General features: G+C 64.6%; 16 protein-coding genes. 10 read left to right on the forward strand and 6 right to left on the reverse strand.

What is annotated here, in order from left to right:
- The first annotated feature begins 30 nt into the window (after window positions 1–30).
- The 6 genes from deoA (at window position 31) to IE125_RS06390 (ending at window position 5,334) form a co-directional block, all read left to right on the forward strand.
- Window positions 31–1,413, forward strand: coding sequence for a thymidine phosphorylase (gene deoA, locus IE125_RS06365; protein WP_189443834.1), 1,383 nt, complete (start codon window positions 31–33; stop codon window positions 1,411–1,413).
- On the forward strand, window positions 1,410–2,639 hold the full coding sequence (locus IE125_RS06370; protein ID WP_189443835.1) for a phosphopentomutase: 1,230 nt from the start codon (window positions 1,410–1,412) through the stop codon (window positions 2,637–2,639). The genes deoA and IE125_RS06370 overlap by 4 nt, the downstream gene beginning before the upstream one ends.
- Complete coding sequence (gene deoD / locus IE125_RS06375; protein ID WP_189443836.1) at window positions 2,639–3,367, forward strand: purine-nucleoside phosphorylase; 729 nt, start codon at window positions 2,639–2,641, stop codon at window positions 3,365–3,367. Before IE125_RS06370 ends, deoD begins: the two co-directional genes overlap by 1 nt.
- Window positions 3,364–3,798: a cytidine deaminase gene (cdd, locus tag IE125_RS06380; protein ID WP_189443837.1), complete on the forward strand. Its 435-nt coding sequence runs from the start codon at window positions 3,364–3,366 to the stop codon at window positions 3,796–3,798. Before deoD ends, cdd begins: the two co-directional genes overlap by 4 nt.
- Window positions 3,799–3,887: 89 nt before the next feature.
- On the forward strand, window positions 3,888–4,940 hold the full coding sequence (locus tag IE125_RS06385; protein WP_189443838.1) for a J domain-containing protein: 1,053 nt from the start codon (window positions 3,888–3,890) through the stop codon (window positions 4,938–4,940).
- On the forward strand, window positions 4,933–5,334 hold the full coding sequence (locus IE125_RS06390) for a hypothetical protein (protein WP_189443839.1): 402 nt from the start codon (window positions 4,933–4,935) through the stop codon (window positions 5,332–5,334). Before IE125_RS06385 ends, IE125_RS06390 begins: the two co-directional genes overlap by 8 nt.
- A 7-nt stretch (window positions 5,335–5,341) precedes the next feature.
- Here IE125_RS06390 and IE125_RS06395 read toward each other — a convergent pair whose 3' ends face one another.
- Window positions 5,342–5,554 (reverse strand): DUF3820 family protein, encoded by a 213-nt coding sequence (locus IE125_RS06395; RefSeq protein WP_189443840.1) that lies wholly within the window; start codon window positions 5,552–5,554, stop codon window positions 5,342–5,344.
- A gap of 220 nt (window positions 5,555–5,774) precedes the next feature.
- Here IE125_RS06395 and IE125_RS06400 point away from each other — a divergent pair, with 220 nt between their 5' ends.
- The 3 genes from IE125_RS06400 (at window position 5,775) to IE125_RS06410 (ending at window position 10,404) form a co-directional block, all read left to right on the forward strand.
- The gene (locus IE125_RS06400; protein ID WP_189443841.1) at window positions 5,775–7,397 is read left to right on the forward strand and encodes a BCCT family transporter; all 1,623 of its coding nucleotides are present in this window, start codon (window positions 5,775–5,777) and stop codon (window positions 7,395–7,397) included.
- Window positions 7,394–9,418 (forward strand): CocE/NonD family hydrolase, encoded by a 2,025-nt coding sequence (locus tag IE125_RS06405; RefSeq protein WP_189443842.1) that lies wholly within the window; start codon window positions 7,394–7,396, stop codon window positions 9,416–9,418. The genes IE125_RS06400 and IE125_RS06405 overlap by 4 nt, the downstream gene beginning before the upstream one ends.
- Window positions 9,419–9,492: 74 nt before the next feature.
- Window positions 9,493–10,404: a LysR substrate-binding domain-containing protein gene (locus IE125_RS06410; protein ID WP_189443843.1), complete on the forward strand. Its 912-nt coding sequence runs from the start codon at window positions 9,493–9,495 to the stop codon at window positions 10,402–10,404.
- 48 nt (window positions 10,405–10,452) lie between these two features.
- On the opposite strand, the gene IE125_RS06415 is transcribed toward IE125_RS06410, so the two are convergent.
- Window positions 10,453–10,782, reverse strand: a complete 330-nt coding sequence (locus IE125_RS06415; RefSeq protein WP_189443844.1) for a DHCW motif cupin fold protein — start codon at window positions 10,780–10,782, stop codon at window positions 10,453–10,455.
- Between the two features lie 182 nt (window positions 10,783–10,964).
- Here IE125_RS06415 and IE125_RS06420 point away from each other — a divergent pair, with 182 nt between their 5' ends.
- Window positions 10,965–11,345 carry a hypothetical protein gene (locus tag IE125_RS06420; protein ID WP_189443845.1) on the forward strand — a complete coding sequence of 127 codons (381 nt, stop codon included), beginning with the start codon at window positions 10,965–10,967 and terminating at the stop codon, window positions 11,343–11,345.
- 163 nt (window positions 11,346–11,508) lie between these two features.
- Here IE125_RS06420 and IE125_RS06425 read toward each other — a convergent pair whose 3' ends face one another.
- From IE125_RS06425 to IE125_RS06440, 4 genes are all read right to left on the reverse strand, one after another.
- The gene (locus IE125_RS06425) at window positions 11,509–11,661 is read right to left on the reverse strand and encodes a hypothetical protein (protein WP_189443846.1); all 153 of its coding nucleotides are present in this window, start codon (window positions 11,659–11,661) and stop codon (window positions 11,509–11,511) included.
- 359 nt (window positions 11,662–12,020) lie between these two features.
- The gene (locus IE125_RS06430) at window positions 12,021–12,896 is read right to left on the reverse strand and encodes a protease inhibitor I42 family protein (protein ID WP_189443847.1); all 876 of its coding nucleotides are present in this window, start codon (window positions 12,894–12,896) and stop codon (window positions 12,021–12,023) included.
- A 135-nt stretch (window positions 12,897–13,031) separates the two neighbouring features.
- Complete coding sequence (amt, locus tag IE125_RS06435; protein ID WP_189443848.1) at window positions 13,032–16,394, reverse strand: ammonium transporter; 3,363 nt, start codon at window positions 16,392–16,394, stop codon at window positions 13,032–13,034.
- 150 nt (window positions 16,395–16,544) lie between these two features.
- Window positions 16,545–18,746, reverse strand: coding sequence for a mechanosensitive ion channel domain-containing protein (locus tag IE125_RS06440; RefSeq protein ID WP_189443849.1), 2,202 nt, complete (start codon window positions 18,744–18,746; stop codon window positions 16,545–16,547).
- Window positions 18,747–18,871: the final 125 nt, after the last annotated feature.

Consider the following 18,871-nt stretch of genomic DNA (forward strand, 5'->3'; position numbering starts at 1 on the left):
AGGCAACCCGGAGATTCCGCGGGAGGTTGAATGCTCATTTCGGAGATCATTCGCCGCAAGCGCGACGGCCAGACACTCAATCGTCAGATGCTCGATCTGGTGATGAAGGGCATCGCCGACGACAGCATCGGTGATGCCCAGATCGGCGCCTTCGCCATGGCGGTTTACTTGAACGGCATGAATCGCGACGAAGCGATCGCACTGACCGAGTCGATTCGCGACTCCGGCCAGGTGATGCGCTGGGATGACCTCGACCTGCAAGGCCCGGTGCTCGACAAGCACTCCACCGGCGGCGTCGGCGATCTGACATCGCTCGTCCTCGGCCCGTGGGTCGCAGCCTGCGGCGGCCACGTGCCAATGGTCTCCGGCCGCGGGCTCGGCCACACCGGCGGCACGCTGGACAAGCTCGAGTCGATTCCCGGCTACGATGTCACGCCCCCCGATGCGACCTTTCGACAGCTCGTACAGGACGTCGGTATCGCGATCATCGGCCAGACCGGCTCGCTCGCCCCCGCCGACAAACGCCTCTACGGCGTACGCGACGTCACCGCCACGGTGGAGTCGATCCCGCTGATCGTCGCCTCGATTCTGGGCAAGAAACTGGCCTGTGGTCTAAAAACGCTGGTGATGGACGTCAAGGTCGGCAGCGGCGCCTTCATGCCGACACCGGAAGCGTCTCGCGAGCTGGCCGAGGCGATCGTCGCCATCGGCTGCGGCGCGGGCACCACGACCAGCGTGCTGCTCACCGACATGAACCAACCGCTGGCCGACTGCGCCGGCAATGCGCTGGAGATACAGGAAGCGCTGCGGCTATTGCGTGGCGATGGACGCAATCAAGAGCGCGGAGACGGTAGAGACTCGCGGCTTTACACCGTGATCCGCTCACTGGCGGCGGAAATGCTGATTCAGTCCGGCCTCGCGGCGAGCGCTGAAGATGCCGATCGGCGCCTGGATCGGGCACTGGATTCCGGCGAGGCACTCGAGCGCTTCTCGCGCATGGTCCACGGCCTTGGCGGGCCCGCCGATCTCGCCGAGCGAGCCGACCACTATCTCGCAGCGGCCCCCGTCGAGATCGACCTGACCGCCACCGACGCAGGCACGCTGAACGCGATCGATACCCGCGAGCTGGGGCTCGCCGTGGTCGAACTTGGCGGCGGCCGTCGCAACGCCGGAGACGCTATCGACCATCGTGTCGGGCTCTCGCAGATCGCCGCGCTCGGGCAAGCCGTCGAGCCTGGACAGCCGCTGCTGCGGATTCACGGCGCGAGTCGTGCCGACGTGGAAGCCGCAAGCCATCGTTTGCGTCGCGCTGTCACCCTGAGCGACGCCCCGACCGAGGCGCCGCCCCTCGTTCACGCCGCGCTTCGCCAGCAAGATTTGTCAGGCCCGAGGAAAAGCGAGGAAACGCAATGAAACGCGCGATTTTGCTGGTACTCGACTCCTTCGGCATCGGCAACGCACCGGACGCTAGCACCTTCGGCGATGCCGGCGCCGATACGCTCGGTCATATTGCCCAGTTTCGCGCCAACGCAGACCGACCGCTGGAACTGCCCAATCTGGCTCGGCTCGGTCTCTATCACGCGCATCATCTGGCCACCGGCGACTGGGCGGCCGGCGTCACGCTACCCGATGAAGTCGATGGGGCCTGGGCCTGCGCTCGGGAAATTTCCTCCGGCAAGGACACACCCTCCGGACACTGGGAAATCGCCGGCGTCCCGGCGCTGTTCGAGTGGGGTTATTTTCTCGATGCCAAGAACAGCTTTCCGCCGGAACTGCTGGAAGCGTTGATCGAGCGCGCCGAGCTGCCGGGTTTACTCGGTAACTGCCAGGCCTCCGGCATGCCGATCCTCGAGGCGCTCGGCGAGGAACATATTCGAAGCGGCAAGCCGATCGTCTACACCTCGGCGGACTCGGTGTTCCAGATCGCCGCGCATGAAACCCACTACGGCCTCGACCGGCTCTACGCGCTCTGCGAGATCGCCCGCGAACTGCTGATGCCGTACAACATCGGCCGCGTCATCGCCCGGCCCTTCGTCGGAGAAACTACGGACACCTTCGAGCGCACCGGCAACCGTCGCGACTACGCCATCGAGCCGCCCACGCCGACCGTGCTCCAGAAACTGCATGACAGCGGAGGCAAGGTGTTCGGCGTGGGCAAGATCGGCGATATTTACGCTCACTGCGGCATCAGTGAAGTGCGCAAGGCGCACGGCCATGACGCCCTGTTCGATGCCACCTTGAAGGCCATCGATGATGCCGCCGCCGCATCCCGCGATGCGTTGGTCATGACCAACTTCGTCGATTTCGACACGCTCTACGGTCATCGCCGCGACCCGGAAGGCTACGCCGCGGCGCTGGAAGCGTTCGATCGTCGCCTACCGGAGATTCAGGCCAGACTCGCGCCCGGCGACCTGCTGATCCTGACCGCCGACCACGGTAATGACCCGACCTGGCGCGGAACCGACCACACCCGCGAGCAGGTGCCGGTGCTGGTCGCAGGCGGCGTAATCGCCCCCGGCAATTACGGACGCCGCGACACCTATGCCGATATCGGCCAGACCCTCGCCGAGCATTTCGGCTTGAGCGCGATGGACCACGGCCGATCACTCTTTGAATCCGCTCGCCAGGGAGAGACCTGATGCCCACCCCACATATCGAAGCTCGTGAAGGCGACTTCGCCGACACCGTGCTGATGCCCGGCGATCCGCTACGTGCCCAGTTCATCGCCGAGACTTTTCTCGAGGATGTCACCTGCGTCAACCGGGTGCGCAACATGCTCGGCTTCACCGGCACCTATCAGGGTCGCAGCATCTCGATCATGGGTAGCGGCATGGGCATCCCATCGCTGTCGATCTACGCCAAGGAGCTGATCACCGAGTACGGCGTCAAACGCCTGGTCCGCGTCGGCTCCTGCGGCGCGGTGCGCGACGACGTCGCGGTCAACGACATCGTCATCGGCATGGGCGCCTGCACCGATTCCGGCGTAAACCGCACGCGTTTCAACGGCCACGATTTCGCCGCCATCGCCGATTTCGACCTCACCCGCCACGCCGTCGATGCTGCCCGCGAGCGCGGCACGGCGGTCAAGATCGGCAACCTGTTCTCGGCGGATCTCTTCTACACGCCGAACGGCGAGTTCTTCCAGACCCTGAAGCGCTTAGGGATTCTCGGCGTCGAAATGGAAGCCGCCGGGCTCTACGGCGTTGCCGCGGAGTTCGGCGCTCGGGCGCTGACGGTCTGCACCGTGTCCGACCACATCCTCAAGGACGAGGCCCTCGACGCACAGACGCGCCAGACCGGCTTCGCCGAGATGATGGCGATTACACTCGAAGGATTGCTGAGAGACGACCGGGAGGCCACGCCATGAGCACGACAAGCCAGATCGATGTGCCCGAAGAGATTCGCAAGGCCGCGCTCGCGGTGCGCGACAACGCCTATGTACCCTACTCCGATCATCCCGTCGGTGCCGTCTTGATCAGCGAAAGCGGCAGGACCTACGCCGGTTGCAACGTCGAAAGCGCCAACTATAAAGGGCTCTGCGCCGAAGCCAGCGCCATCGCCGGCCTGGTCTCCAGTGGCGAACGCCAGATTCGCCGCATCTACGTCATCGGTCCCGGTGAACATCTGTGCACGCCCTGTGGCGACTGTCGCCAGCGCATCCGCGAATTCGCCACGTTTGATACCGAGATCATCGTGCTCGACGGCGACGGTGCCCCGCTCAAGCGCTACACCATGGATGAGCTGCTGCCCGACTCATTCGGCCCGGAGAATCTGAACAAGAAGTCGGGGATGGGGTAATTCTCTTCAGGTGACCAACCAGCCAGCGCTTTGGTTATACTCGGCGACAAACAACATTCGCGCGATGCCTCGCGTCGTCGGAAACGCCGATGTCTCCCAACGCTTTTTCCCCTTTCGAAGTGCTGCTGCTCAAAAGCCATGACCAGCGCTGTCCGGCCACGCTGCTGCTGCTCGCCTGGGTCTTCGTCAATAAGCGAACCACGCTGGATGAAGATCGCCGCTATCTCGAGTCGCTGGCCACCGATGCAAACCTGCGCCAGGCGCTTCCGACGCTGATCGCCAGCGCCAGTCACGGCGTGCTCGACGACATTCAGCTCGCCGCGGAGGTTCTGCTCGGCGGCGGCAAGGCGCCAGCGACATCCCTGCTTCACCAGGCCGTGGCATTGGCGACCAGTGACGGCACCCTGAGCTCGCGCAACCATCATATCCTTCGGTTTCTCGCTGATCTGGTGGGCGCCTCTCCCGCCGCGCTCTCATCACTCTTTCGCGATATCACTGGCCGCTCCCTCGGCGCGCCGGACGATCCCAGCCGGCGCATGCACTGGGAGACTGCCGGCCTCGATGACGAGCCTGACACCGCCGGCTTCGACAGCACCCATGAATCGCGACGAGCGCCCTGGGGCGCCAGAGCCAGGCAGGCCGCCGAACGCCGCTGGCGAGAACGTCGCGACCGACGCGAGCAGGCCCGCGCGGCTGCCACCAGACGCATTGAGGAAGCGGAACGCCTGCGAAAAGAAACCGCCGAGCGCCAAGCACGGGAAGCGGCGGAGCGCATCCGTGCTCAGCAACAACATGCCGAACGCGAAGCCCGTCGGCAGCGCGCCAGGGAAGAGGCACGGCATCAGGAAGAACGGCGTCGCGAAGAGGCCGACAGAGAGGAAAAGGCGCGCGGCCGGCAGCACGAAGGCCGGCGTGAGCCTTTCCAGGCGTCTCAATCCAGCTATCGGCTACGGCTTGCATTGATCGAGCTGGAGCTTGGCACCGAAGCATCACGCGCCGATATCAAGAAAGCCTACCGCCGGCTCGCTCAACGTCATCATCCGGATCGTTTCCATGGCCAGAGCGAATGGCGTCTGCGACTCGCCTCTCAGCGTTTTCAACGCATCCGCGATGCCTACGACCTGTTGATGCAGCATGCGTGATCTCTACCGCCGTCTGGGGCTCGAGAAATCGGCGCGGATCACCGCGATTCGCGAGGCCATCGCGCGCTGCGACAACCAGACTTTGAAGGCCGACGCCGATGCGGTGCTGACGGTGGCGGCGCATCGCGTCGAGTACGATGAACTGCACGACCTGCTGATGGACATCGGGCACCTGCGCGTCGGCCTCGGGCTGACCCATGCACCCCATTGGCAAGGCGAGACCGCCAGCGACTTCTCCCTGCCGCCGCGCCAGGGATCACGCCAGCGACAGCTGTCGGAGAAACTGGAAGCGCTCGCCCCGTCGCGGCGCCGACGTCACCGACGTGCCGCGTGGCTACTCGGGGCGCTGGTGCTTTTCATCCTCGGCGTGATCGCAGGAAGACTCTCTGTCTGATCTCCCCTCAACGCCCTCGCAACGGCTCGAGCAGCCCGCTCAGGCCGTTGTGATCGATCTCGTGCATCAGTGCCAGCAGGCGACCGATTTCACCGTTGGGAAAGCCTTCTCGCGCGAACCAGTTCAAGTACGGCCCCGGCAGATCGGCGATCAGACGCCCCTCGTACTTTCCGTAAGGCATCTTGCGTGTCACCAGCTTCTCGAGATCTTGCGTTTCCATCGTGATGTACCTCGGCTTTCGTAGCTCCCCGCGAGAGTGTTGACCTGCCTCGACGTCGTCGATAGAGCCATGCACCCCGATCATGACCCCATTCGCATCTAGCGTTTGAGCCACCGGGTATGTATGGCGTTAGGGTATACAGCCATGATTCAAGCGCATGCAGTCGTTCGGCATGACACATGCATGACGCGCCATGATAACGATAAGCAGGAGATGGGAAATGCAGACTTCGCTGCGGCCGCTGGTGTTCTGGCCGACCTTTCTGGTGTTGCTGGCCGCTGTCATTGCCAGCTACGTCGACCTGGACGCCTTCCTTGCCACCACCAAAGCGCTCAACTCGGCCATTCTCGACAACTTCTCCTGGCTCTTCAGCCTCGGCAGCCTCTATCTGTTGATTCTGGCGGTCATCGTTTACTTCTCGCCGCTCGGCCGCGTTCGCATCGGCGGGCCGGAAGCGACACCGCTGCTGCCGAAACTGCGATGGTTCTCGATTACGCTCTGCACCACGCTCGCCGTTGGCGTGCTGTTCTGGACCACGGCGGAGCCACTCTATCACTTCATGGGCCCACCCGAATCGTCCGGCCTGGAAGCCGGCTCGCCCGATGCCATGCTGTTCGCGATGTCGACCATGTTTCTGCACTGGTCTTTCACGCCCTACGCGATCTACGCGGTCCCGGCGCTGATCTTTGCCCTCGCCTTCTACAACTTGCGCCTGCGCTTCTCGATTTCGAGCATGCTGGAACCCCTGTTCGGACCGAAGGTAAAGCGCTTCAGCGGCCTGATCGATGCGGTCTCGCTCTATGCGCTCGTCGCCGGCATGGCCTCTTCGCTCGGTACCGGCGCGCTGACGCTGGCCGGCGGCGCCGGGCAGTATCTCGGCGGCGAAACCAGCCCGCTGCGGCTTGGCATCATCATCGCCATCATCGTCGTCACGTTCGTGCTTTCCGCCGCCAGCGGCCTGCAGAAAGGGATCGCCCGGCTCTCTTCGCTCAACGCCATTCTGCTGGCGATCCTCGGCGTGTTCATGTTCATCGTCGGGCCGACCGTGTTCTGCCTGGCGCTGGGCGTGGAGTCGTTCGGCGTCTATCTCGACAACTTCTTCACCAAGAGCCTGTTCACCGGCGCTGCCGCCAACGATCAGTGGCCGCAGTGGTGGTCGATTTTCTACTGGGCGGTGTGGTTCGCCTGGGCGCCGGTCGCCGCGCTGTTTCTGGGCAAGATCTCGCGGGGCTATACGGTGCGCGAATTCCTGCGCGTCAATCTGCTCTATCCGGCACTCTTTGCCTGCGTGTGGATCGTGATCTTCTCCGGCACGGCGCTCTACTTTCAATCACATCTGGGGCAGTCACATGCCGACGCCGGCGGTGCGGACCTCTACGCGGTGTTGAACGATCGCGGCGTCGAGAACGTGCTGTATGAGCTGTTCCGCCAGCTGCCGCTCTCCGGGATCTGGATTCCGCTGCTGCTGTTCATCGCCTACATCTCGTACGTCACCGCGGCGGACTCGCAGACCGACGCCATCGGCAATCTCTGTACCCGTGGTCTGACCGCCGACTCGGATCTCAACGCCGGCGTGCCGATGAAGGTGATCTGGGGCGTAATCGTCGGCGTGGTCTCTTGGGTAATGGTGAGCTTCGTCGGCATCGACGGCGTCAAGATGCTCTCCAATCTCGGCGGCCTGCCGGCCATGCTCATCGTGCTGCTGGCGACCGGCTCGCTGTGGCGCTGGCTGAACGACCCCTCGAAGCTCGCCGGTCCGGTGTCGACATCCTCGTCGGCTCCCACGAACACACCGGCCCCGGCCGAACCGACTCCCTCTCGCGCCGCCAAGGATGACGCATGAAGATCAAAACGCAATTTCCCCACCCGGTCCGCGAGATCGAGAATCAGTGGATCACACTCGCCGATGGTACTCGGCTCGCCGCCCGAATCTGGCTGCCGGAGGATGCGGAGACCAAACCTGTGCCGGCGATCCTCGAATACCTGCCGTATCGCAAGCGCGATGGTACGGCGGTGCGTGACGAGCTCACGCACCCCTACTTCGCCGGCCACGGCTACGCCAGCGTGCGCGTCGACATGCGCGGCAACGGTGAATCCGACGGGCTGATGGAGGACGAGTACGCCCCGCAGGAGCAGGCCGATGCGCTGGAGGTGATCGACTGGATCGCCCGCCAGCCGTGGTGCGACGGCAAGCTCGGCATGATGGGTATCTCCTGGGGCGGCTTCAACGGCCTGCAAGTGGCCGCACTGCGCCCCGAACCGCTGAAGGCGATCATCACGCTCTGCTCCACCGACGATCGCTACGCCGACGATATCCACTACAAGGGCGGCAACATGCTGCTCGAGAATCTCGGCTGGGCCGCAACCATGCTGAGCTTCTCCGCGGCCGTGCCCGACCCGGCGCTGGTCGGCGAGCGCTGGCGCGAGATGTGGAAGCATCGCCTCGACAACATGCCGCTGCTGGCTGAAACCTGGCTTACGCATCAGCATCGCGACGACTACTGGAAGCACGGCTCGATCAATGAAAATTACGCGGACATAGAAGCCGCGGTCTACATGATCAGCGGCTGGGGGGATTCGTACATCGATACCATCCCCCGGATGATGGAAAACCTCTCCTGCCCGAAAAAGGCGCTGCTCGGGCCGTGGATGCACAAGTATCCGCACTTCGCGATCCCCGACCCGGCCATCGGCTTTCTGCAGGAAGCGTTGCGCTGGTGGGACTACTGGCTCAAGGATATCGACACCGGGATCATGGACGAGCCGCCATGCACCTTCTATCTGCAGGACGGCGTGCCGCCGGCGCCGAAATATCTCGAACGGCCGGGCGAGTGGGTGCGCACCACGAGCTGGCCGGCACCGGATGAGGAGATCGAGTGGTACCCGCTCACCCTCTCCGACACCGGCCTCGCGCCGAATAGCCAGCTGAGCGAGGATCGGCTGATCGCGTCGCCGCTGACCGCCGGCGCCCTGCAGGGTGAATACATTCCGCTCTGGTTCGGGGCCGACTTCCCGCCGGATCAACGCCGTGACGATGGCCTGTCGCTGACCTTCGACTCCGAACCCTATCACTACGGGCTCGACATCCTCGGCCAGCCGACGATCGACGTCGACATCGCGAGCGCGGCGGCGTGCGGACAACTTCACGTGCGCCTGTGCGATGTCGCCCCAAGCGGCGAGAGCGCGCTGATCACCTACGGCACGCTCAACCTCAACCTGCGCGACGATCCGGGCACCGTCACCCCGCCCGTGCCCGGCGAGACGATGCACGTGCAGCTGCCGCTGGATCTGATCGGCTATCGTCTGCCGAAGGGTCATCGCCTGCGGATCGCGCTGTCGAGCGCCAGTTTTCCGCTGGTCTGGTCGCCGCGTGAGCGCGCCGATCTCATCCTCAAGGCCGGCACGCCGACGCTGCGCCTACCAATCTGCAAGGTAGAGACCATCCCGATGCCGTTCGAGCCGCCGGAGAGCGCCACGCCCTGCCGAATCGAGACGCTGCGGCAAGGGGCGCCGAAGCGCACGATCAGCGAGGACGTAGGGTCTGGAGAAGTCACCGTCACCGTCGAAGACGACATGGGCGATATCCGCTTCACCGATCACGGCCTGCGAGTCGAGCAGAAGGCGCGCGAAATCTATACGAGTCACCCGACCGACGCCACTCGGACTCGCGCCGATATCGAATGGGTCTACCGGGCCAGCCGTGAGGAAGGTGATGGTGCGTTTGCAGTAGAAGTGACCAGCCGCTACCACCTCCATTGTGACGCGACGACCTTCTATCTGAGTGCCGAGCAGCGCGCGTTCGAGGGCGAGACGCTGATCAGCGACAAGTCATGGGAGCGAGAGATCCCGCGAACCGCGATCTGATCCTGTCTCGCAAGGCGTGGCGCGGCGCGCATGTTATGCTCCGTAACCGTGAATCCACGGTTGCGGATGCCGCCATGTCCACGCGCGATGCGCTGCCACCTCTCGCCTGCCTGCGCGCTTTCGAAGCCGCCGCCCGCCATGGCAGCTTCACCCAGGCGGGCAGCGAGCTCAGCCTGACCCAGAGCGCCGTCAGTCGTCAGATCAAACGGCTCGAGGACGACCTCGGCCGTCCGCTATTCGAACGCCACCATGACGGCCTGCGCCTGACGCCGGCCGGTGAGCACTACTTTCGCGTGGTCCAGCGGCTGCTGCGCGAGCTGCGCGACGAGACCGCTCGTCTGCGGCGACGCGGCGGCGACCGCCAACTCACGCTGGCCTCTAGCCCGACCATCGCCTCGATCTGGCTGGCCCGCCAGCTGCCCGACTTCCAGCGTGCCCACCCCGACATCGAGATTCGCATTCTGACGGTCGAAGACCCTCATCGGCTCGATCTGGCCGAGTTCGATCTGGGTATCTATTACCACGTCCCCAACGAAGTCGATCCACCCGGACTGCAGGCCGACGCCATCTTCGCCCAGGAAGAGGTTGCCGCCGTCTGCAGCCCGGTCTATCTCGAGCGCCACGGCGTCATCCAGCGTCCAGCTGACCTGCTCGCCCGCCACACCTTGATGGTGGTGGAAGATCACTACCACGACTGGCTGACCTGGGAGCTATGGTTCCGCACCCTCGGGCTCGACTGGCAGCCGCCGGTGCGCACGCTGCGCGCCAACAGCTTCCAGCTGTTGATGCACGCCACTCTCGCCGGTCAGGGCATCACCCTGGGCTGGACCCGTCTGCTGGCATCCGAGCTCGAACAGGGCAATCTCGTCTACGCGCTGCCGCAGACGCTGGAAAGCCGCGGGCGTCTCTCCCTGCTCACGCCTCATCACCGCCACCTGACCGAACCGATGCGGGCCTTCCGCGACTGGGTCCTCGGCCAGCCGTGATCTTGGCTGTCCAATCGGCAATGGACCGCTCATTTCTCGGTGACGTGCTCAATCGACGATGAACAATGTCGCGCCAACCTCCGTCGATGAGCGGTGCGCCTCGGCATGGTCCGCCACCTGATAGCTCTGCCCCGGCGCCAGGCGAAAGACTCGGCCGTCCTCCAGCTCGGTGACCAGTTCACCTTCGAGACACAGCAGAATATGGCCCTTCGAGCACCAGTGATCGGCCAGGTAGCCCGGCGTGTACTCGACCATTCTCACTCGGATGTCACCGAAGTGCCGGGTTCGCCATAGCGCCTTGCCTTGCTCTCCAGCATGTTCGGTCGGCTCGATGTCACCCCAGGTCGTGATGCCGAAGGGAATGTCGGTCAATTTCATGGCTAGGCTCGGATGGGCATGAGCCGTCGACCTTGCCACGATTTCGCCCTTGCCACATCTCCAGGCCCCGATTGCAGGAATTCAGCGAGAAAAAGCTGTCTCCTCCCATTTTCATTGCGACGAATAAAAGCGACAATCCAATCACAATTATTACATTTCATTACGCAAAGAAGGGGAATGTCATGCGTCAGAGCGCCGTCAAAGCCATGGCCAGAACGCTGCTCGAGCCCTGCGATCCCGCCAGGCAGGAGTTGCCCTCGCCGACCTCGATCGAGGACTGGCAGAGGCTGACGCAGGCGGAGAGACGTGGCGTCGATCTGCTCGTCGCCCGAACCCGGCGCGTGATGGGCCTGCGCGCCCACCGTCGGTTACCCTTCCTCGTTCGCCCTTTCGTTGCCATGCGCTGGGGGTGCTTCAATGCCTTCGGACCGGAATTCGCGCCCTTCGCCTGGATGACCGACGCCTACATTCGAGACGTGCCGCGCACGCCGCGCCGTATGCCTCCTCGCGAAACCGCTGCGCCAGCGATGCCTGGACAATTGGCCACCGCCGACCTCGCCTGAGGAGAGCCACGCCAGCGCCCCCATGGGCCTCTTTCTGAAGCGCTGCGGGATACCGCCGCCGGGGGTGTGACTGACACGCCATTTATCGATGGCCACCCAAAGAAAACCGGCAGCCTATTGGCTGCCGGTCATGGATCTGCTGGCGTCTTGAAGATGAGAGCTCTCAGGCGCGGTGACCAACACCGCCCGTCGTGGGCTTTTCAGCGCGTTGACGCACCTCCGGCTCGGACTTGTCGCTGCTGCATAGACGCAGTGCCACGAACAGACCGAAGGTGACAAAGGCCACGGCGAAACAGATCACGGTAAAAAGACTCATGGCGCACCCCTGCGTTATCACATCGTTATGATCCGGGTCAGGACGACAATGCGGGCTTCGGTGTCCGATCTCCGGTGGAACCGGGACGCTCATCGTCGCGTGGGAAGTGAGCGGCCTCGACTGGCGACAATGATTACATTTAGTCGCAAAGACATGCAATAGATACTTTTGGATTACCTAATAACACAAATCCTAAATTAACGGCCGCTCCAACACCATTCGCTTTTGGTGGCCCAGACCAAAGACTAAGGCGGCGTTGATCCAGGTCAGGCCCTGCTGCATCAGTATCGGCTGCAGCGTGCGGAAGCTGAACCTGAAAAAGCTCATACCGCCTCGGTCAAGGGCTCGATGCGCCGGGGTCATCGAATATTCACGGAGTAACGCACGACTCGGCCCGGCGCCGCCTCGGGCGGGGTCGAAGAAGAGGGACGGGAAGCGGCCGGCGAACGCAGCTCGAAGCGCAGCGCCATCTCACCGGGATAGCGTCCGCGGAACTGCCAGACTGCGGTGCTGTCCCGCTCTACCTGCTGCCGGATCTGACCGGCGGCCACTCGCATCGGCGATCCGAGAGGCTCCAGCGCGCCTTCGGGCGGCGTCACCAGGTACCAGGCGAAGCGGCCCCCGCGCTCCGCCGCGAGGCTGACCGTCAGCGTTTCGCCGACGCGAATCGCGATCGGCAGGCCGCTATCGGCTTCGGTGATCGTCAGGTCGCCGCGAGCCGGAGCCGCCACCCGCTCGAGCGGCTGTTCGTCGAGCTGCCTGGCCATGGCGCCAACTGGCATCAGCGTATCGGCATCGCGCTGCTCCACCACGACCACGGCGCCCTCCGGATCATCCGGCGTCAAGCGGTAGACCGGATGGTCATCGGCGCGAGTGCCGTTCTGCGTCACGACCCAGCTGCCGTGCTGGCTGGTGTAAACGGGTTCGCCGGCATCGGTCAGGTAGTTCTGGTTGAGCTGATATCCCGCGGGCGCGCCCGTCCGGCGCTCGCGGTAGAGCACGATCTCGGAATCGACGGGCTGCTCGCCGCAGCCGAGGCAGGGCAATCGTCCTTGATAGGCTTCGCTGTAGAGCGGCGCGACATCCAGCCTGGCGCTCGAGCCTGCCTCACTGGCGGCGACGCTCTCCGGACGCGTGCAGCCGGCGAGCAGCGCACAGCCGACAACCACCGCCAGCGGCCCCGCCCAGCGCCGCGCGTGCCGCAGGCACGGTGAACAATGCATCGAATCGATCATCTGGCCTCCTGCCGATGATGGCGTCATCGTGCCTTGTCACTATAGCGGGGAGTCATGCACTCTGCGCGACGCCTTCCGGTAGCGCCCTGTTCCGGCATTGCCGGACGCAGGATCCGGCGCACCACTCGATTGAACTCAGCGCGGCATGACACGCGTTCCCGGCAATCGCTCCAGCGGCTGAGGGCGATCGAGAAGATATCCTTGAGCGAAATCGATGCCCATCGCCGCCAGCTCCCGAAGAACCGCGTCGGTTTCGACGAATTCGGCGATCGTCTTCAGCCCCATGGTATGGCCGACGGCATTGATCGCCTCCACCATCGCCCGGTTGATGGGATCGCTGTCGATGTCTCGAATGAACGCGCCGTCGATCTTGAGGTAATCGACCGGCAGCTGCCGCAGGTACGCAAACGACGACAGGCCGGCACCGAAGTCGTCCAGCGCGAAGCGGCAGCCGAAGCGCTGCAGGCGGCGAATGAGTCGAGAAACATTCGATAGCTGGGCAATCGCGGCACTTTCCGTGATCTCGAAACAGAGTGTCGACTCGGGTAGCGCGGCCTCGCGCACCCACTGCACCAGCTCGTCGCAGAAGCGCTCGTCCGATAGCGAGGCGCCCGACAGATTGACCGACCAGAGGGCGACCGCCGCATCGCCGCGCCGCCGGCAGGTATCGGAAAGCCACGCCAGCGTATTGCGCACGACCCAGCGATCGACGCGGGTGATCAGGTTATAGCGCTCGGCGGCCGCCATGAAGCTGCCCGGCGCGAAGAGCTTGCCACCCTCTTCCAGACGCACCAGTATCTCGTGATGCTGGATCAGCTCGGGATTGGCGACCGGCGCGATCGGTTGCGCATAGAGCCGCAGCCGATCCTGATCGAGTGCGGCCTGCAGCCGCGGCACCCACTGCAGTTCGCCATGACGCGCCAGCAGCTGGCGGTCGTCCGGCTGATAGACGTGCACCCGATTGCGCCCAGCCTCCTTGGCGGCATAGCAGGCAGCATCGGCGGCACTCAGTAGATCGCTGAGGGCGCGTATCTCGCCATCGAGAGCCACGAGCCCCATGCTGACGCCCAACGAGAAGATTCGGCCTTCCCAGACGAAGCGGAAATTCTCCACCACCTCGCGCACGCCTTCGGCGACCCGCCGGGCCTCGTCGAGTGTGCAGTCATGGAAGACGATACCGAATTCGTCGCCACCCAGACGTGCCACCAGATCGCGCTCGCGAACCCGACCTTGAAGTACCGCCGCCAGCTGGCGCAGCAGCTCGTCACCCGCCGTGTGACCGCAGGTATCATTGACGATCTTGAACTGATCGAGGTCGAGATAGCAGACGACCTGGCGATGATCGTCGTCATCCAGGCAGCGCTGCAGGCGTCTTTCGAATTCGCGGCGATTGGGCAGTCCGGTCAGACCATCGTGACACGCCTGGTGATTGAGCTGGCGCGTCAGTTCGTGGGTATGAGTCTTGTCCTGAAAAACGACGACCGCACCGACCGTATAACCCGACCGGGAGCGGATCGGTGCCGCGGAGTCCTGAACCGGTCGCCGGCTGCCGTCATGGGCGACCAGCAGCCGTCCTTCCAGCGTGACCGAGGGTCTGCCGCTGGCGAGAACCTGGCGCGCCGTGTTGTCGACCCGCCGACCGGTCCGTTCGTCGACGAGGGTGTAGATTCGGCCGATCGGTGCCTGTCGAGCGGCTTCCAGGCCCCAGCCGGTGAGCCGCTCGGCTTCGGCATTGAGAAAGGTCACGAGGCCGCTGCCATCGGTGGTGATCACCGCATCGCCGATCGATGCCAGGGTTACCTGCGCCAGGTCTCGCTCGCGATTCAGCTGCTCCTCGATCCGCTTGCGGTCGGTGATGTCCCTGACCAGCCCCGCGAACTCCGCCTCAGAGTCGGAGGCGCCCTCGCTGACCTGGATCTCCAGCGTGCGCACCCCCTGTGCCGTCCTGACTCGCACTTCCCGGCGCTGGCCGGGCAGCGGCACCGGACCGCGGATCAGCGATTCGACCGGCGCGCCGACCGCTTCGGCCGCTGTCACCGAGAACAGCGTTTCGGCTCCCGGATTGAGCGCGGTCAGCACGCCGTCCGCCCGCCAGGTCAACATGCCATCGCGCAGGTTGCGCAGGATCACCTGCGTTTTTGCCATGGCACGCTCGAGCGCTGCCGAGACGCGGTTGTAGCTGGCCGCGATCTGGCCGACTTCGGTGAAGGCATCGGCCTCGACCCGCCCACCGATTTCGCCGCACTCCTCGTGCTGTCGCATCGCTTCCAGCAGCTCGAACAGCTCGGTGCGGGCGCCGTGCTCGGCCATGTTGAGGCCCATCTCTTCCGCCTCGGCGCTGACGCGCAGCGGCATCAATCGACCGAGCCCGCCGAACAGAAGCCAGCTCAGGCCGAACGCCCAGATCGCGCAGACGACGACACCCAGAAGCTGGATACCGCACTGAGCCGCCCAGCCGAGCCCGGTGCCGAGGCGTTCAGGGTCACCGAACAGGCCGACGGCAAGTGTCCCCCAGATGCCAGGGATCAGATGCGCCGGAATGGCACCGACGGCATCATCGATACGCCAGCGCAGCAGCAGCTCGCTTGCCCACACCATCAGCACCCCGCCGATAGCGCCGGTCACCAGCGCGGCCGAAATGGTCAGCTCGTGGGCGCCGGCGGTGATCGCCACCAGGCCGGCAATGGCGCCATTGAGCGCATAGAGGACCTCGGCAAATCCGCGCAGCCGCCAACCCAGCATCAGTGCCGACATGACGCCGGCCACGGCAGCGATCACCGTGTTGATCAGCACGCCCGGTACGGAGTCGTCGAAGGCCAGCGTGCTGCCGCCGTTGAAGCCGAACCAGCCGATGAACAGCACCAGCACCCCGAGCATGGCCAATGGCAGATCGCCCGCCGGCATCAGCGTCGCCGGCTGACCGGGAACAAAGCGCCCGCGGCGTGGCCCGATTCTCAGCACCGCCGCCAGCGCCACCCAGCCGCCGACGCTATGCACGACCGTCGAGCCCGCAAAATCGATGAACCCGAGCGAAGCGAGCCAGCCGCCGTTGCCGGTATAGGCACCGCCCCAGGCCCAGTGACCGAAGACCGGATAGATCAGCCCGCTCACCAGCAGCGTGATGACGAGATAGGCCTGGAATGGCATGCGCTCCGCCACCGCTCCGGACACGATGGTGGCAGCCGTGGCACAGAACATCACCTGGAAGAGGAAGAATACCGCCAGCCAGAATCCGGACGACGCCTCGAACTCGGGCAGGAAGAAGCTGCCGCCGAACCAGCCGTGCTGGCTCGCCCCGAACATGACGCCGAAGCCGACGCACCAGAACACCAGCATCGCCACCGCGAAGTCGCAGACATTCTTCATCGCGACGTTGATCGCGTTCTTGCTACGGGTCACGCCGGCCTCGAGACAGAGGAAACCGGCCTGCATCGTGAATACCAGAATCGCGCTGAGGATCACCCACAGCGCATCGATCGTGGGCACCGCATGGCTCATTGGCCGGCTCCCGGTAGGCGTTGTTGTTATTGGCCCATCAAACGGCTCCGCTCACGGACGATATCGGCCAGCCATCCATCGACTGAAGTCCCACGCAGCGCGCCACAGGCTCGACGCCCCCCCTGACACGCTGACGCCCAGTACGCGCTTCTATTGAGGATCGGGCGCCCCCGGCGCCGTGATCGGCTCGCGTGCGCCCTCGCCGGCGGGCTGCACCGGCGTCTGCTCCATCACCACGCTCATCCTCGGCATGGCGAGATCCAGACCGCGCTCGTCGAAACGCTGCTTCAGGCGCAAATTGAATGCGCGTGCCACGTCCCACTGCATGATCGGTGCCGTGCGCATGCGCACGCGAAGAATCGCCGCGCCCGCATCGAAACTCTCGATTCCCTGCACCTCCAGCGCGCCCCAGATATGGTGGCGCATCATCGGGTCGTTGCGCAGCTCGTCGGCGATTTCGCGCACCGTCTCGATCGCCTCGTCGATCTTCATCTGATGCGAGATACGAATACGCATCAAGGCAATGCCAAATTCACGGGAATAATTCTGAATCCCCTGAATCTGACTGAACGGAATGATATGCACGATGCCATCGAGGTCGCGCAGCTTGACGGTGCGAATGCTCAGCGCCTCGACCGTACCCATGTGCGAGCCAAGATTGACGAAATCATCGATCGCCAGGGAATCCTCGATCAGGATGAAAAGACCGGTGATCAGGTCCTGAACCAGCGTCTGCGCGCCGAAGCCGACCGCCAGGCCGATCACCCCGGCACCGGCCAGCAGCGGCGTCACGTTGACGCCGAGATTGGCCAGCGCGATGATCGCGGCGATGACGGCGATGGTCACGAATACCGTGTTGCGCAATAGCGGCGTGATCGTCTGCGCGCGCGCACTGGCGTTGACACGGCGCCCGTGGCGGCGACTGCTGCGCAGCAGCGCATGCTTGATCGCGGTGTCCGCCAGTATCCACGCCAGCCAGGCCAGCAGAAATGTCACTCCCAGCCCCATGACCGCCTTGGCGATCTGCTGGCTGATGCCCGCCGAACCGCCGACGGCCCAGAGCGAGGATCCCCAGACGCGCATGGCCAGCTCGGCGAAGATCAGCCAGCTCAGCACATGCGCCAGGGTAAAACCGAACCGCACCAGCCGATCCCAGTATTCGGAGGCGCGTTTTTCCAGCGCCTTTTCGCGACGGCGATGAATCAGCCCGTTGATGACCAGCGTCGCGATCATCAGACCGGCCGTGATGATCGCCCGGAAGAAAGCGCTGCGCGAATCTTCCGCCGACATCACCATGGCGATCAGCGAGACCACCACCATCAGCAGGATCGGGATATGCCAGACCCGGCTGAACAGCCGGATCAGTTCGCTCGACGCCCGTCGCTCTCGTCGCTGCGCGTAGGGCCGGTTACGCATCAGATGGCGAATCGGCCGCCGGAACACGAGCACGAAGATGCCCAGCAGCGATGCCGCACCGACGTTGGCCAGCAGCGAGACGAACGTCGTCAGCCCCTCGCCCAGCACCTCGACGACGCCAGACGCGTTGGCGGCATCGCCCAGGGCCACGAGCGCTCCCAGCGAAAACAGCCAGCGCGCCCCGCGTCGACGCAGAATTCTCAATGCCACCTGGCGGTGGCCGCTGGAGAAGAGCGAAAAGACAATCTCGCAGACCGCGGCAAAAACCGCACCGCAGAGGGTCGCGTAGGCCGCCACCATCGCCAGCACCATACCGACCGACTGCGTGGCCACCTGGTGGACCGTCGAGAGCGCAGCGGCGAATCCGATTCCCAGCGGCACGACGCGCCGCACGAGATGCCGAATCAGCATCCAGGTCGTGGGCTCTTCCGGTAGCTGCAGCGGCAGGCCCAGGCGCCTGACGCCCCAGCGCCAGAGGATCGCCAGGGTCAGCGAGACGCCGACCCAGAGCGCCGTCACCCACAGCAGATCGAGCAGCTGGCGCGGCAGCGCCTCGGGCGAGGCCATCAGGCTGGCCACATCCTCCCCCGCCTGTTCGGCCTTCGCCGACCAGTAGTTGATCGGGTTATCCAGGCCGTCGGCCTCGAGCGTCGTGAACGACTGGGCCAGGGCCCCCAGCAGTCCCCCCGAGCCGGCTTGTTCGCGGGCATCGGCCGCCGTGGCATCGCGCAGCTGCTTGAGATTATCGAGCAGCGCCTGGCGTTGATCGCCGTTCTCCAACGTGGTGATGATCTGATCGAGCGAAGCCCGCAGCTCCTTCGGAGTGGGCGCGTCCTGCGTCTGGCTTGCCTGGCCCTGGGAGCCGACCAGCGAACTCAGCGACTGCGCCGATGCCGGCAGGCTGATGACTGCCATCAGCATCAACGAAAGCATCATCCCGACTCGTTTCCATCCGCTCACATCGTCTCCCTTCACGCTTTTCCCGCGGTGTCGTCACCCACCTCATCGAGGTTTCGCTGCCATCATCCTACCCGAGAAGCCCGACGACAACGCGCGTATGG

The organism is Salinicola rhizosphaerae (genome assembly GCF_014652715.1).
Lineage (GTDB): Bacteria > Pseudomonadota > Gammaproteobacteria > Pseudomonadales > Halomonadaceae > Salinicola > Salinicola rhizosphaerae.

Excerpts from the sequence above, each read along its gene's own strand:
- deoA (WP_189443834.1), top strand. The coding sequence starts at position 31 with ATGCTCATTTCGGAGATCATTCGCCGCAAGCGCGACGGCCAGACACTC.
- IE125_RS06370 (WP_189443835.1), top strand. The coding sequence starts at position 1,410 with ATGAAACGCGCGATTTTGCTGGTACTCGACTCCTTCGGCATCGGCAAC.
- deoD (WP_189443836.1), top strand. The coding sequence starts at position 2,639 with ATGCCCACCCCACATATCGAAGCTCGTGAAGGCGACTTCGCCGACACC.
- cdd (WP_189443837.1), top strand. The coding sequence starts at position 3,364 with ATGAGCACGACAAGCCAGATCGATGTGCCCGAAGAGATTCGCAAGGCC.
- IE125_RS06385 (WP_189443838.1), top strand. The coding sequence starts at position 3,888 with ATGTCTCCCAACGCTTTTTCCCCTTTCGAAGTGCTGCTGCTCAAAAGC.
- IE125_RS06390 (WP_189443839.1), top strand. The coding sequence starts at position 4,933 with ATGCGTGATCTCTACCGCCGTCTGGGGCTCGAGAAATCGGCGCGGATC.
- IE125_RS06395 (WP_189443840.1), bottom strand. The coding sequence starts at position 5,554 with ATGGAAACGCAAGATCTCGAGAAGCTGGTGACACGCAAGATGCCTTAC.
- IE125_RS06400 (WP_189443841.1), top strand. The coding sequence starts at position 5,775 with ATGCAGACTTCGCTGCGGCCGCTGGTGTTCTGGCCGACCTTTCTGGTG.
- IE125_RS06405 (WP_189443842.1), top strand. The coding sequence starts at position 7,394 with ATGAAGATCAAAACGCAATTTCCCCACCCGGTCCGCGAGATCGAGAAT.
- IE125_RS06410 (WP_189443843.1), top strand. The coding sequence starts at position 9,493 with ATGTCCACGCGCGATGCGCTGCCACCTCTCGCCTGCCTGCGCGCTTTC.
- IE125_RS06415 (WP_189443844.1), bottom strand. The coding sequence starts at position 10,782 with ATGAAATTGACCGACATTCCCTTCGGCATCACGACCTGGGGTGACATC.
- IE125_RS06420 (WP_189443845.1), top strand. The coding sequence starts at position 10,965 with ATGCGTCAGAGCGCCGTCAAAGCCATGGCCAGAACGCTGCTCGAGCCC.
- IE125_RS06425 (WP_189443846.1), bottom strand. The coding sequence starts at position 11,661 with ATGAGTCTTTTTACCGTGATCTGTTTCGCCGTGGCCTTTGTCACCTTC.
- IE125_RS06430 (WP_189443847.1), bottom strand. The coding sequence starts at position 12,896 with ATGATCGATTCGATGCATTGTTCACCGTGCCTGCGGCACGCGCGGCGC.
- amt (WP_189443848.1), bottom strand. The coding sequence starts at position 16,394 with ATGAGCCATGCGGTGCCCACGATCGATGCGCTGTGGGTGATCCTCAGC.
- IE125_RS06440 (WP_189443849.1), bottom strand. The coding sequence starts at position 18,746 with ATGATGCTTTCGTTGATGCTGATGGCAGTCATCAGCCTGCCGGCATCG.